Origin of the sequence: Maribacter flavus (genome assembly GCF_008386635.1) — a bacterium.
Classification (GTDB): Bacteria; Bacteroidota; Bacteroidia; order Flavobacteriales; family Flavobacteriaceae; genus Maribacter; species Maribacter flavus.
On record NZ_VUOE01000004.1, the window covers coordinates 101,599 to 117,086 of the forward strand.

Genomic DNA, 15,488 nt, shown 5'->3' on the forward strand with positions numbered 1-15,488 from the left:
ATGCAGTATATACCCAATATCCTTTTTGTAGCGATTCTTATTGTGGGAATCGGATATTTCGCCAAAAACATTGGTAAACTTAGGCGCAATATTTTATTGGGAAAAGATACCGAAGTTTCCGATGACAAACCCACAAGATGGCGCAACATGCTCCGGATCGCCTTTGGTCAATCCAAGATGGTCGTGCGACCTGTGGCGGGTTTACTCCATGTAATTGTCTATGTTGGTTTTATCATTATCAATATTGAAGTTTTGGAGATCGTCATCGACGGTATTTTTGGGACACATAGAATTTTTGAAGGTCTGGGTCCTGTTTATGATTTTCTGATTGCATCCTTTGAAATCCTGGCGCTCTTGGTCATTATAGCGGTAATCGCTTTTTGGGTAAGAAGGAACATCATTAAGCTCCAGCGATTTTTAAAGCCGGAAATGAAGGGTTGGCCCAAAAAGGACGGTAATCTTATCCTTTACATTGAGTTGGTGCTGATGCTTTTGTTTCTCACTATGAACGCGGCGGATTTCCGTTTGCAGCAATTGGGTGCGGAGCATTACGTCCAGGCCGGTAGTTTTCCGGTAAGTCAGTATATTTCAAATTGGTTCACTGGAATGGACATTTCCAGCTTGATACTTTTGGAGCGAACCGCATGGTGGTTGCACATTGTGGGGATACTGTTCTTTTTGAATTATCTATATTTTTCAAAGCACCTGCACATCCTATTGGCATTTCCCAATACGTTTTACGGAAAATTGGGGCCCAAGGGAAAATTTCAGAATTTGGAGGCTGTAACCAAGGAGGTAAAATTGATGTTGGACCCTAATGCCGACCCGTTTGCCGCTCCCGCAGATACTGGGGATGTGCCATCAAAATTCGGGGCATCGGATGTGATGGATTTAAGTTGGGTGCAATTGCTGAATGCCTATACCTGCACGGAATGTGGTAGATGTACGAGCGAATGTCCAGCCAATCAGACCGGTAAAAAATTGTCCCCAAGAAAGATCATGATGGACACGCGGGACCGATTGGAGGAAGTGGGAAAAATTCTGGATGCCAATAAGGGGGAATTCAAGGAGGACGGGAAACAGTTGTTGGACGATTACATTACTAGGGAAGAGTTGTGGGCCTGTACCTCGTGCAACGCCTGTGTGGAAGCCTGTCCGGTAAGTATCGACCCATTATCCATAATTATGGACATGCGCCAGTATTTGGTAATGGAACAATCCGCCGCACCATCGGATTTGAATAATATGATGGGAAATATCGAAAATAATGGAGCTCCGTGGCCTTTTAACCAAATGGACCGTTTGAATTGGAGTACCGAATCATAAAAGACTAGAAATGGCTGACACCCTTAAAGTTCCTACAATGGCAGAGATGTTCGCTGCCGGTGAAAAACCCGAAGTATTGTTTTGGGTAGGTTGTGCCGGTAGTTTTGACGATCGGGCCAAAAAAATTACAAAAGCCTTTGTGAAAATTCTGAACAAGGCCAATATTTCCTTTGCCGTTTTGGGAACGGAGGAAAGCTGTACAGGGGATCCGGCCAAAAGGGCAGGAAACGAGTTTTTGTTCCAGATGCAGGCCGTCACCAATATAGAGGTGATGAACGCCTATGAAATAAAGAAAATTGTGACCACATGTCCGCATTGTTTCAATACCATCAAGAACGAATACCCCGGTCTTGGAGGTACCTATGAGGTGGTGCACCATACGCAGTTTTTGAAGCAGTTGTTGGAGGAGGGACGTATAACCATGGAGGGAGGAACCTTCAAAGGAAAGCGCATCACCTTTCACGACCCCTGTTATCTGGGTAGGGCCAATGGTGTATATGAAGCGCCAAGGGAGCTAATACGGAAATTGGATGCCGAGTTGGTGGAGATGAAAAGCTGCAAGCAAAGAGGCCTGTGCTGTGGTGCCGGTGGTGCCCAAATGTTCAAGGAACCCGAAAAAGGGAACAAGGATGTGAATATTGAACGTACCGAGCAAGCTTTGGAGACAACGCCCCATATTATTGCCGCTGGATGTCCTTTTTGTAATACCATGATGACCGATGGTGTTAAGAACAAGGAAAAAGAGGGTGAAATTGCCGTTATGGACATTGCGGAACTTATTGCCAAGGCCGAAGATTTATAAGGCGTTGATTTTAAAACTATAAAGAAGGATTCATGCTAGCAGATTTTAATACACTACCCGATAGTTCCAGGGTATGGATTTACCAGGCGAACAGAAGTTTTACGGAACAGGAATTACAGGAAATACAGGACGACCTTACACTTTTTTTGGAAAACTGGACGGCCCACGGTAAGGACCTGAAGGCCGGTTTTGAGATAAAGTACAACAGGTTTTTGGTAATTGCCTTGGACCAAAGTGGGCAGTCGGCCACAGGATGCTCCATTGATGCATCGGTTCATTTTATACAACATTTGGAAAAAAAGTACCAAGTGGAACTGCTGGATAAAATGAACGTATCGTTCAAGCAAGGTGATTTTATAGCCTATAAGAACTTATTGGACTTTAAGGCGATGGCCAAACAGAAGGCCATATCAAGGAGTACCATCGTTTTCAATAACCTTGTGGCGACCAAGGGTGAATATATGGAGCATTGGGAAGTTCCCGCTTCCGAAAGTTGGCACGCGCGTTTTGTCTAGATGCTAGCGGTCGTTAACATCTATTTTTATTAGGTTTTATCGATGAAATGCAATAAATTTCATGGTTTGATGTTATTTCCATACAGTAAAAACACATGAAGATTTTTCTCAAATTTTTCTTTTTTCTTTTTGGCTCTTCTTTTCTTTTTGGACAAAACCCTTTGGTTAGTTCGGATAGTCTGGCCCAGGCCATTTGGGTAACCGAACAATACCAAAAAATGACCTTGGAAGAAAAGGTAGGGCAATTGTTTATGGTCATGGTGACCTCCAACCAAACCGATGGGGAAAAGGAGAAGATAAAGCAGCTCATTCTTGAGCAAAAAATAGGGGGAATCATTTTTTCAAAGGGTGGGCCCGTACGACAGGCCAAACTTTGCAACGAGTTTCAATCCCTATCAAAGATACCGTTATTGGTGGGAATGGATGCGGAATGGGGATTGGCCATGCGATTGGACTCCACCTATGCTTTTCCTTGGAACATGACCTTAGGTGCCATTCAGGACAATAAAATCATAGAAAAGGTAGGGTATAGGGTAGGGCAGCACGCAAAACGCTTGGGGGTGCACATTAATTTTGCACCGGATATCGACATCAACACCAATCCTAAAAATCCGATCATTGGCAATCGTTCCTTTGGGGAAACTAGGGATGTGGTTGCTGATAAGGGCATCGCCTTTATGAAAGGTATGGAAAGTGCGGGTGTGCTATCCAGCGGAAAGCATTTCCCGGGCCATGGCGACACCGACGTGGATTCCCACCATGATCTGCCCGTAATTCCTTTTTCCAGGGAGCGATTGGACAGTCTGGAACTGTATCCCTTTAAAAAGTTGATCAACGAAGGTCTAAGTAGTGTCATGGTAGCCCATTTGGAGGTGCCAGCTATGGAAATCAAGGAAGGTCTGCCATCCTCTTTATCGGAACAGATCATTTCTGGAATACTCAAGGAGGAACTGGGATTTGAAGGTTTGGTCTTTACCGATGCCTTGAATATGCAGGGAGTGACCAAATTCGGTACCGAGGGTGCAGTAGCGTTGGCCGCTTTCAACGCCGGCAACGATATCCTTTTAATGCCCCAGAACGTGGAGGATGCCAAAAATCTATTGATCAAAAACTACAACAGGGGCCGGATCAGTGAGGCAAGACTTGCCCAATCCGTGAAGAAGATTTTAATGGCAAAATTCAAGGTGGGACTCCATAATTATAGACCCATTGCTCTGGACAATCTATACGAGGATTTAAATACCGTTGAGGATGATATCCTTTATGAGGAAGCCATTGAGAACGCCCTGACGGTTGTTAAGAATCGGTTTGACTTGCTTGGCATTAAAAATTTGGAAAACAAGAAAATCGCCTATGTAAAATTTGGGGATGCTCCCAATGATGACTTCATATCGGAACTGAACAAATATACTACGGTGACCCAAGTAAATGCCAATACCATTGAATCGCTCAAAAAGCAGTTGGAGCATTATAACTTGGTAATCATCGGTCACCATAAAAGCAATGAGAGTCCTTGGAAACCCTATAAGTTTACTGACAGGGAACTGGCTTGGCTGCAGGAAATTTCCAATTTAAGGTCTTCAAACCTAATCCTGACCGTATTTGCAAAACCGTATGCACTTTCGGATATCTCCACGTTTCAGAATATTGATGCCGTTGTGGTTTCCTATCAAAATAGCGCCATTGCCCAGAGGAAAACAGCGGAACTTCTGTTTGGTGCGATTCACGCCTCGGGAAAGTTGCCTGTTAGTGGAAGTTTTGAATTTCGGGCCGGAACGGGAATTCAATTATCCTCGCTAAATAGGTTGGGATATAGTCTTCCGGAAAGGGTAGGTCTTAGTTCAAAGGGCCTTTCCAAGGTAGATGAATTGGTGCAGGACGGACTGGATAGTCTCATGTTTCCTGGGGCCCAGGTTTTGGTGGCCAGGCATGGGAAAGTGGTGTACAACAAAAGTTTTGGGAAACCCACGTACGAGTCCGAAGTTGCCGTCGCCGAAGATGATATTTACGACCTAGCTTCGTTGACAAAGATTTTAGCGACCTTGCCCATGGTCATGAAAATGGAGGAAGAAGGAAAGATTGCCTTGAACGATACTTTTGAGGAACTGGTACCCGAATATTCCAATACGGAAATCAAGAACGTAACGGTCTTAAAGGCCTTGTCGCATTATGGACGGTTGCCTGCCTGGATACCCTTTTATGTCCGCACCTTAGACGAAAATAGAAGGCCTTCCAAGGAGTTTTATCGCACCCAACCAACGGATGGCTTTTCGGTCAAGGTTGCAGAAAACCTATATCTCACGGATGCCTATAACGATTCCATTTATAATAGGATTGGAAGACAGGATTTAAAATCCAACAGATATCGCTATAGCGACGTGCCATATTACGTCATGAAAAAGTACGTAGAGGATACGTATGGTGAAAAATTGGATGTACTCGCAAACGATTTTCTATATAATAGAATAGGTGCGAACTACACTACGTACAATCCTTTGGAAAAGATTCCAAAGAACAAGATTGTGCCTTCAGAAGAGGATAATTATTATAGATACCAGACCGTACAGGGCTATGTCCATGACATGGGGGCGGCCATGCAAGGTGGGGTGGGAGGTCACGCGGGCCTGTTCAGCAATGCGAACGACGTGGCCAAGATTATGCAGATGTATTTACAGAACGGATACTACGGTGGGACGAAGTTCTTTGATTCCCGGACCGTAAAGAAGTTCAACACCTGCTATTTTTGTGATAAAAACGTACGAAGGGGCGTTGGCTTTGACAAGCCCCAACTGGAACACAGTGGGCCCACCTGCGGGTGTGTTTCCAGAAAAAGCTTTGGACATAGTGGTTTTACGGGAACGTACACCTGGGCAGATCCGGAAGAGGAGATCGTGTATGTATTTTTATCCAACCGTACCTATCCATCGGCCTCCAACACCCTTTTAGTTAAATCTGGGTTAAGAACTAGGATTCAGCAGGCCATTTACGACTCCATACTAAATTAAAGAGTAGTTTTGTAGTCAAGGGCATCCGTTGGAAGATTCCTTTAAAGCCTGTATGCCTTTGGGATTTCATAACTGACCGATTGCAAAATGGATTTAGACAGAATGAAACCCTCAGAGAGGGATTTGTTGTGTTAAGCTAAATAACAATACAAAAGGAAATGTTTAAGAATCAAGCTATTGACCTAATTTTATACGCATGAAAATTGCTATTGTTTGCTACCCAACGTTTGGTGGTAGCGGTGTTGTTGCCACGGAATTGGGAATTGCCCTTGCGAATAGGGGGCACGAGGTACATTTTGTAACTTATCGTCAACCCGTGCGATTGGAACTTTTAAACAATAGTATTTATTTTCACGAGGTACATGTGCCGGAATATCCTTTGTTCCATTATCAGCCTTATGAGTTGGCATTGTCCAGTAAATTGGTGGACACCATAAAATTGTACAATATAGATTTGTTACATGTCCATTATGCAATACCCCACGCTTATGCCGGTTATATGGCCCAGAAAATGTTGGAGGAACAGGGAATTTATGTTCCGATGGTGACGACCTTGCATGGAACCGATATTACCCTTGTAGGCAAGCATCCGTTTTATAAGCCTGCGGTGAATTTTAGCATCAATCAATCCGATGTGGTAACCTCCGTTTCCGAAAGCCTAAAACAAGGTACTTTGGAGATATTCGATATAAAAAAAGATATAGAGGTTATCCCCAACTTTATAGACAAAAACAAATACAAGCACACGTTTACGGATTGCCAACGATCGGCTATGGCAAAGGATGGCGAGCGTATAATTACGCATATAAGTAACTTTAGGAAAGTGAAGCGCATACCCGACGTAATCAAGGTATTCCAGAAGATTCAGGAAAGAATACCTTCTAAATTGATCATGGTAGGCGAGGGGCCTGAAAAAGAAGGTGCGGAACGATTATGTGAGGATTTGGGCATTGGCAATAAGGTCATCTTTTTGGGAAACAGTAATGAAATAGACAAGATACTTTGCTTTTCAGATCTCTTTTTGCTGCCGTCCCAAACCGAAAGTTTTGGTTTGGCGGCTTTGGAGGCCATGATTAATAAAGTTCCTGTAATTTCGAGCAATACCGGAGGAATTCCAGAAGTGAACGTCCATGGCGTAACAGGGTATTTAAGTGATATTGGGAACATTGAGGAAATGGCACAAAATGCGATATCCATTTTGGAGGATGATGACACCTTGGAGCGATTTAAATTGAACGCCGTAAAGGAAGCCGAAAAGTTCGATATTTTAAAGGTGTTGCCACTGTACGAGAAAGTATATGAACGAGCTTATAATAGCCGATTAAAAAATGTTTAGGCCCTTTATCCTCCTATTTATTCTCGTAGTTTCCTTGGGTTCGTGCAAGAGTCAAGAAAAAATGAAACTCGAAAATACCGATACAGTTGCAATGTACCTGATTATGAGCGGCGATCATAGTGGCTTTGAGCAGGAACATTTGTTAAAAATTGATAGTCGGCTGGAATTTGAGGAGTTTTTTGGAAAAATCAATAGAACCAGAAAACCGGGAATACCAGTTCCGGAGATCGATTTTAAAACAAAGTCGGTCATTGTTCGCTTGAAAGGCACTACTACCAATAATGAACCTGATATTACCCTGCAAAAGTCATCCAAGGAGAGCTTACTCTTAAAGAAGATCCGGACAAACTCAAGAAAAGAAACTACGGCCGTGTTGACACCTTTTTTTATTTACAGTGTTCCCAAAACAAATAAGGACGTAATAATCCAATAGATTACATCGGATAATTATAGGAATACATCTATCAAACGATAAAAAATACCTTACAAAGGACTTTTTTGAAAACGAGCAGTTATTATACTAGTTTTACACATTAATACCCAAATTCAATGGACATGAGAACCAAAATTTTATTTTTAGCTATAGCAATTCTTGCCTTTTCCAATATCTCTTTTGGTCAGGAAGAAGAACTTCAAATCACCTCAAAGGATAGTATCGTCATAAGTTCATGGATGGTAGGCCTCGGTTTCAATGCCGTGGACGATTCCGGGAACGTTTTTGACGGACTTTTCGATGTTGGGGATGAATGGAATATCTTGCCGTATCCTTCCAGGTTAAGTTTAGGAAGATATTTCAAAAGTGGACTAGGTGTGGAGGCCATAGGGACTTTGAACAAGTATAAAGAGGGCAAAATTATTGACGGGCAAGTGAATCCTGAAGATATTGACTATTATGCCATTGATGCTAGGATTACCTATGATTTGAACAAAATTATAGGAGAAACCGGTTGGTTCGATCCATACGTTGGTGTAGGAGCGGGTTATACCGAGGCCAATAATTTGGGAAGGGGAACGTACAATGCCGTGGTAGGATTTAGAACATGGTTTTCGGATAGATGGGGCTTGGATTTTAATTCGTCCGGTAAGTGGGCCATGAGCCAGTCAGACGGCGCTACCAACCATATCCAACATGCCGCTGGGGTAGTTTACCAATTTGGTATCGAAAAGGGGCTATCAAAAAGGGGCGAGGAGAAGAAGGAATTGTTGGCGGCCATTGAAAAGGAAAAACAACGACAGGCAGATTCCATTGCCGAAGTCAATCGATTAAAAGAGGAAGCTTTGTTGGCGGAGCGACTTCAAAAGGAGAAAGAGGCTGCCGAGCTGGCCGCCGCAGAAAAAGCCGCTAGGGATAAAAAAGAGGCAGAACAAAAAGCGATTCAAGATCAAATAGACGGATTAGGGCGTGTTTATTTTAGGTTTAATTCCTCGTATTTGACAAATGAGGATAAGTCATTGCTGGATAAACTTGCAGCCATACTAAAAGAACATGAAACCGTCAAATTGGAGATTTCCGCCCATACGGATGCGAGGGGTCCTGAGGAATTTAACCAATGGCTATCTGAAAGACGATTGGAAAGAACGGTCAACTACTTAAATGAATTGGGAATTACATCCGATCGTTTGGTTGGAAAGGCCCAGGGTGAATCCCAGCTGACCAACGAATGTGGCAATGGGGTAAAATGTCCAGAGATAAAACATCAGGAGAACCGAAGGTCACAGTTTAGTATTATAGAGTTCTAACCTAGTCGTTGTAAAATTTTGAGCCGGATCATTATTTAAAATGATACGGCTCTTTTTTTTGAAATAAATATAATTGAAACTTTATCCATAGAATTATCTAAAACCTAAAGATAAAAGGCGCCTTGTTTTTTGTTATTTGCTGATTATGTCCGGTAGAATTATTTTATAAACAAGAATAAATTTTATGTTACTAAAATCTTACTTATAAGTGGTATTATCCAACGGTAAATGAAAAAATAGGGGAGACGGATTCATTCCCCTGACTGTCCTTAGTAACTACTTTCCAATAATACGTTATACCAGCAGCCACAGGAATACCAAGTAATTGGTCATTTTCTAAATCGGATTCAAATAACGCAGGGTCATTGTCCTCTCCAAAATAAAGATCATATCCTACAATGTCGTCATCTTGATCTTCCGCATTCCATCGTAAGTTTACCGTAGTTGCGGTGGCTGAGATGGAAGCTCCGGAGGCAGGCGAAATCGCCGTGGCCGGCGAAGGAACAAAAGATTCAGATCCAGGTCCTTCGTTGTAAAATGTCCAGGTTTCACTTCGGATTTTATTGGGGCTGGATGCTGATGAAATACTCCATGAATAGGGGGTAGCCCTCTTTAAAATCACGTTAAGTTGCGGTTCGTCACTTTCAAATTCTTCGATATTGGAGGTGTTAAGATTTGTGAGCGTCATTTTATAGGTTTGTACGCGATCAATACCCTCCCAAAGGAATGTCAATTCACTTTCTGTTTCCGAAACCAAAGTTCCTTCCGTACATTCCGAAAGATTTTCAGGAAACGTAAGATTTATGGAAATCGAGGGCCCTAAAATTTCGGCTAGGTCGCTGTCCGCTGAACAATTTCCAAGAAAGAGGGCAATCATCATTAAAGATGCGACTTTCCTCATGATTTTAGTACTTTGATTATCCTTTTTTTCTTACTATTCCCAATTTGAACGACATAAAGCCCATCCGTCCATTGTGCGGCGTCTAATTTAATGGTTTTGTTGTAAACAGGTAGTGTTTCACTGAATACTATTTGTCCTAAAGTATTATAAATCAAAATTTCTTCTTTTTCACCTTCAAAATTGTTGAGAAATAGCTCCAATTGTTCGGTAAATGGACTTGGATAAGCGGTTATGGCATTTTCCATCAGTATGGTCTCCGTATAAGAACCATGACAACCTTCTTCCGATATGATGGTAAGATTGTTTACCTCTTGGGTTAGGGGAAGGGTAATTTCATTTTCTACCTCTTCCCAAAATTCCTGATTTAGTTGAACCCTAAATCGTGATGTGCCTGTGACAGAAACGGAAACTGTATTATCAATAAAGTTCATGGAAGTGGATACCGATAAGGGTTCAGGTTCTCCAATAGTTATGGTGTAGCAACTTTCAAGGAACTGCCCATCAATTGAATTTAGACAAACATTATAGGTTCCCGATGCAAGGTCTGTAAAGGAAATACTTTCATTAAAATTCAAGCTCTCAGAACCTTCTTCATCAGATAAAACGGCCTGATAGTTGCCGCTTGACTTACTTGTTATCGTTATTTTTCCGGTTGCCGTGCCCAAACAGGATACCTTAAAAGTACTTAAGGAGAACTGATCAGAAGGAAAAGCTGCCAATGGACATCCATTTAAAGAGACAAGGGTGTTTTCAGGAGTTTCAGGACATTCATCTTCTGCATCTGGAACACCGTCCCCATCCGTATCCATAAGCGACCATATTGCTATGTTGTTTGTATTGGAATTATTACCGGCACGGCCAAAATTCCCACCCAAAAATAATTCCTTGGTTTCCTCAATAAAATAAAGAGCATTGCCTCTATTGTCGATTCCAACATCCGTTCCGGGCCCAAGTGCTTGCCAGCCAAGAGTAGGGTTCCACCTGGCAATGTTGTTCATTACTTTGTTTTCTGAGATAATGTCGCTTGCAGTTTCAAACGTTCCCGTGGCGTAAAGATGTCCATTATGCCAATTCAAATCATTAACATTACCGCTGATACCAGCACCCAGCGTCTCCCATGTCTGGTTTTGAAGATGAAACCTGGCTATTCTACGTACGGTACTGTTACCTGCATTCACAAAGTTTCCGCCCGCATAGACGAAACCATTGTTAATAATAATAGCCTGAACGAATCCACTTGTACCAGTTCCCAGCGCATCCCAATTGGTGCCATCCCAACTCGCAATTCTATTGGCAGTGCGGCCACCTGCCAAATCAAAGTTTCCGCCAATGTACAGGTTGTTTTCTTCGTCAAACGCAAGGGCCCTAATCTCATTGTTGGTACCTGTTATACCTGTGCTACTATCGGTTAGACTGAGCCAATTTCCGTTTTCCCACTTTGCGATATTATTTACAGTCAATTCTCCCGCATTGCTAAACACACCACCGGCGTATAGAACGGATCCGCTCTTGTCAAAGGAAATTTTGGAAATAGGTCCGTTTGTTCCATTTCCCAATGAATTCCAATTATCCCCATTATAATATGCAATGTTATTTGCGGGTATTCCACCAATTTCACTGAAATCACCTGCTACAAAAAGATTGCCGTTAGCAGATAGGGCCATATCCAATATGGGGCCATTGGAGCCGGATGTATAGGCACTCCAGTTACCGTTGGAATCGTACATGGCTAAATTTCCAACGCTTACACCCCCACCGCTGCTAAAATTACCGCCAATAATCAAATTTCCATTACTGTCGGTTATCAAACACTCAACGGTGCCATTGGTTCCTGCATCCAAAGGAGTCCAATTGCCTACACCATTGACTTGGATAGTTTCCGGTTCTGAAGAATTCCCTGATAATCGATATATTCTGGCGGTATTTGAATAGCCAAGAAAGTAAAGTTCTCCGGATTCGTCTTCGCCAAAAGATGAGATATACGTGCCGTTTGTTTTGAATAGAAGTTCATTGGATACGGTTTTGGAGGCTTCATCGTAACGCAACGCCCAAACTCTTCCCGAAACATAATCCCCATAAACATAGGCATTTTGCAAGCGGGAATCCTGAAGGCCGCCCTTATACCAATAACCACCGGTAATGGAAACGTCCCCAGAATTGTGATCATAATAAAATAGCGGCTTACTATCTGGCGTGGTAACCAATGAAGTTCCTGAGCCATAACTGGGTTGGCTTTCAGCTTCAAATCTGTTCCATCCATAATTTCCGCCTTTTTCTATGAGGTTGATTTCCTCGAATGCATTTTGACCAACATCCGCTCCCCATAGTCTACCTTGTTCATCGAAGGAGAACTTCCAGGTATTTCGTATACCCCAGGCAAAGAGTTCGTCCAATCCTTCTTGTCCTACCCTAGGATTGTCACTTGGGATTTCATAATTTCCATTGGGTAATTCGGGATTAGTTTCCAATGGATTATCGCCATCAATATTTACATCGATTCTTAAAATACTACCAAATACCGTATTTAAGTTTTGACCATTTTTTTGGGGATCTCCGCCCCCTCCGCCATCCCCGATGGAAATGTACAGATATCCGTCCGGGCCAAAGGCGATTTTTCCACCGTTGTGATTGGAGTCGCTCTGGTTTTTTTGGAATTGTGCGATAACAAACTCGGAGGTTTCATCTAAAATGTTTGGATTCTCTTGGGATACGGTGTATCTAACGATATTGATTCTGTAATTATTCGGCCTATCGATATAGTAAACATAAACATATCCATTTGATGTAAATTGAGGATGAAAGGCAAGGCCCAATAGGCCAATTTCTTGCCCTGAACTATAGGCCACTTTGTTGGAAATATCTAAAAATGTAGCCACTTCATTTTGGGAGATGGAAGGACTATTCGGGAATACTTTTATAATTCCGGGCTGTTCTAAAACGCACAATCGGTTACTTCCATCAGGTGGTGCCTTCATTTCCACGGGGAAATTAAAGGAAAGGTTAGTAAAGGCATTTTCATAGGTAACCTGGGCAAAAAATGGGGTGTTTATAAATAGCAGAAGAATGATAAGTCGGAACTTAGAAACAGGTGTTGGGGTCATGAAATATGTTATTTTCACAACCCCAAAAATACAAAGTCTCAAACATTTGACTACTTTAAATCCATGAAATATGGACTCTAAAAGGAAGAATGTTCTATACGGCCACCTTTTCAGTCAAACTGGCCCAAAGATTTTTGGACAGTACATTGCTGGACCAAATGATTCGTACACAATGCTCCAAATGCCAAAATATTTTGTCCTCAATTTGGTTTCCAGCCAATAAGGGTCCTGCTACGAATAGGTTTTTTGACGCCTGCATCTTTTTGTCAATATGGAATCCTATTTGTGAAGGGTTTGGGGTGCAAAGTCCATCTGCTATCAAACCTTTCAAGAAGGGGGAAAGGTCATCTGCCATCAGGTTCACACTTCCTAGACAATTTACCACAATGTTAAAATCCTCCTTGCCTAAATTCTTCTCGGAATTAGTATCGGTACTTGTATAGCTAACTTCCAATCCGTTTTCATTTTCTTGAAGCTGTGCGAATCTGCCTTTTATATGGGAAAATCGGTTCCTTTTGGAAAGCTCATCAACAACTGAAAGGTAGTGGTTTCCGGCACAACGTTGTCTTCGTCCTATTTGATTGCCATAAAAACAAGCGAAATTTGAAAGTTCTCCCTCATCTAGTCTTGGTAATAATGCACCAAAACCTTTTGATATAATTCCAACAGAAGTGGCAGCTCCGATCTCAAGGGATTCTGCTGCATCTATATCCTTATGTGCGGCCTCGGAGATTTCCTTGGCAGTTAATGTTTTTTTATGGGACAAAGCGATCAAATGCTTTGGCTCAAAGGATTTTGCTTTTTCCTGGTCTACCGTTCCGTCGGGCATCACCCCGTGAGAAGACAAGGTCTTAAAGCTTGTTTGGTACTCTTCCAAGGGTAATTTATCACAGATTTTATAGATCATTTCCAGTCCACTGGCATTGGCGCCCAAAACGGCTATTTTTGTGGGAAGATTCTTTTTATTTCTATTTTTGACGAAATTTACGATTTGCGCCATATTTTCTTCCATCCCAACCCCATACGGTTCTTTTATATATAGGGCATTTTCTTTATTCAAAATGGGCTTTTCATACAGTTGCTTATAAGGCAAGGAACCAATGGAAAGAACTGTTTTGTCGACATCTAAATGCGTCCCATCATCAAAAAATAATCTAAAATTTTCTCCCTGCCTAGTAATTTTAACAATTTCCTTTTTTATATAATGTACTGAAAGGCAATTTTTTGACCTTAGTTTCTCTATCCTTTGCAGCACCTCTTGTTCGATATACCTGCCGAAGAAAAAACGGGGAATATAAAGATCGTCCCAATCACCTTTAGTATAGGTGGCATTATTTTTTCGCACCCAATCTGAAGCATAGTGTCCGCCATGTTCCACGAACTCTTGTGCCAATCCATCAATATTTTCGTTTAACCAATTTTTGAAATGCGTTCTTTGGGGTTCTGAGATAAAGTTTTTTAGGTCTTGGATCAAGAGTACAGATTTCCCGGAACGTTCCCCGTAGGGCATACCCTTAAAAAAATCATTGCTCTTGTCTACAACATATAATTCTAGACTAGCTTCTTTTTGATAGGAAAGGTTGTCTAATAATGGTATTAACGTGTAACTGGTAGCAATTCCGGCACCTATAAATGCTATTTTTGTGGCCATTTTATTTGGTTTGATGTAAATTTCCCAATTTATATTGTAAGAACAATGATAACGGGAAATATTTTGATTAAGTTTTAGAAATGTTCGATAACATACATTTCTATTTTTTTATCCCATGAAATGGCAAACGTTATTTTGTTCTTTTTATTGGAATGAATTTTTTATGAATTGGACTCCTGAATAATCGGGGATAAAAGTGACTCTTCAGAAAACATGAAATACCATAATAATATTAGGTATATTTTGAAAAATTAATACACTAACCTTTTACTATTTCCGTCTGATGTTTCCATCAATATTCTGTTCGTAAAAAAAATCATTCTGTTACGGGATTACATTTTCTAAACTAATTACCTAGGATTATTTTCTTCGTGACAGAGTTATCGTCCTTGTAATTTATCTTTAAGAGGTATATTCCAGTTTGTACTTCAGGAATGTCCATAGGGAATAAGGTTTCAGTGGTAAACTGATTTGAATATTCCAATATTAATTTTCCAGATATTTCATATAAACCTATTGTGTCTACGGGTGAAAGTTCTATTTGCTTACTTGGTATTTTGATATAGACTACGTTCGTTGTAGGATTGGGGTAAAGTATAATACCTTCATCGGTAATTACGGATACTTCGATATTATCCGTAAAGGAACCGTCGTTGGTGGTGGCGTTGATGGTCGTTGTCCCTGCCCCAATTGCCGTAACGGTCCCGTCTGTGCTTACCGTTGCAACCTCGGGATTGCTGGTGGACCATGCCACGGACGTGTCGGTCGCGTTTGCCGGGCTGACGGTGGCCGTGAGGGAGGCGTTGTCCCCAACGTTCAGGGTCTCGCTTGATGGTGTCACCGTGACCCCGGTTACGGGAACGGTAGCCGTTTGTACTGTAATGGTCGCGGTATCCGTAAAGGAACTGTCGTTGGTGGTGGCGGTGATGGTCGTTGTCCCTGCCCCAATTGCCGTAACGGTCCCGTCTGTGCTTACCGTTGCAACCTCGGGATTGCTGGTGGACCATGCCACGGACGTGTCGGTCGCGTTCGCCGGGCTGACGGTGGCCGTGAGGGAGGCGTTGTCCCCAACGTTCAGGGTCTCGCCTGATGGTGTCACCGTGACCCCTGT

General features: G+C 42.1%; 11 protein-coding genes. 7 read left to right on the forward strand and 4 right to left on the reverse strand.

Features of this window, described 5'->3' with window-relative positions; genetic code table 11:
* The 7 genes from F0361_RS18310 to F0361_RS18340 all read left to right on the forward strand — a co-directional run bounded on the left by F0361_RS18310 (position 1) and on the right by F0361_RS18340 (position 8,724).
* On the forward strand, positions 1-1,326 hold the full coding sequence (locus F0361_RS18310) for a 4Fe-4S dicluster domain-containing protein (protein WP_154920845.1): 1,326 nt from the start codon (positions 1-3) through the stop codon (positions 1,324-1,326).
* Between the two features lie 10 nt (positions 1,327-1,336).
* Positions 1,337-2,128, forward strand: coding sequence for a (Fe-S)-binding protein (locus tag F0361_RS18315; RefSeq protein ID WP_154920846.1), 792 nt, complete (start codon positions 1,337-1,339; stop codon positions 2,126-2,128).
* Between the two features lie 32 nt (positions 2,129-2,160).
* On the forward strand, positions 2,161-2,643 hold the full coding sequence (locus tag F0361_RS18320; protein ID WP_154920847.1) for an ABC transporter ATPase: 483 nt from the start codon (positions 2,161-2,163) through the stop codon (positions 2,641-2,643).
* A 95-nt stretch (positions 2,644-2,738) separates the two neighbouring features.
* The gene (locus F0361_RS18325) at positions 2,739-5,648 is read left to right on the forward strand and encodes a glycoside hydrolase family 3 N-terminal domain-containing protein (protein WP_154920848.1); all 2,910 of its coding nucleotides are present in this window, start codon (positions 2,739-2,741) and stop codon (positions 5,646-5,648) included.
* 196 nt (positions 5,649-5,844) lie between these two features.
* Complete coding sequence (gene bshA / locus F0361_RS18330; protein ID WP_154920849.1) at positions 5,845-6,984, forward strand: N-acetyl-alpha-D-glucosaminyl L-malate synthase BshA; 1,140 nt, start codon at positions 5,845-5,847, stop codon at positions 6,982-6,984.
* Positions 6,985-7,045: 61 nt separating this feature from the next.
* On the forward strand, positions 7,046-7,417 hold the full coding sequence (locus F0361_RS18335) for a hypothetical protein (protein ID WP_154920850.1): 372 nt from the start codon (positions 7,046-7,048) through the stop codon (positions 7,415-7,417).
* Between the two features lie 122 nt (positions 7,418-7,539).
* Positions 7,540-8,724 carry an OmpA family protein gene (locus F0361_RS18340; protein WP_154920851.1) on the forward strand — a complete coding sequence of 395 codons (1,185 nt, stop codon included), beginning with the start codon at positions 7,540-7,542 and terminating at the stop codon, positions 8,722-8,724.
* A gap of 214 nt (positions 8,725-8,938) precedes the next feature.
* Here the strand turns inward: F0361_RS18340 and F0361_RS18345 are convergent, their stop codons facing one another.
* The 4 genes from F0361_RS18345 to F0361_RS18765 all read right to left on the reverse strand — a co-directional run.
* Positions 8,939-9,625: a hypothetical protein gene (locus F0361_RS18345; RefSeq protein WP_154920852.1), complete on the reverse strand. Its 687-nt coding sequence runs from the start codon at positions 9,623-9,625 to the stop codon at positions 8,939-8,941.
* Positions 9,622-12,726, reverse strand: a complete 3,105-nt coding sequence (locus F0361_RS18350) for a PQQ-dependent sugar dehydrogenase (RefSeq protein ID WP_154920853.1) — start codon at positions 12,724-12,726, stop codon at positions 9,622-9,624. The genes F0361_RS18345 and F0361_RS18350 overlap by 4 nt, the downstream gene beginning before the upstream one ends.
* Positions 12,727-12,820: 94 nt before the next feature.
* Positions 12,821-14,377, reverse strand: a complete 1,557-nt coding sequence (locus tag F0361_RS18355; protein ID WP_154920854.1) for an FAD/NAD(P)-binding protein — start codon at positions 14,375-14,377, stop codon at positions 12,821-12,823.
* Positions 14,378-14,723: 346 nt separating this feature from the next.
* Positions 14,724-15,488, reverse strand: a 765-nt coding sequence (locus F0361_RS18765) for an Ig-like domain-containing protein (RefSeq protein WP_161598261.1), incomplete at its 5' end; no start/stop codon positions are given.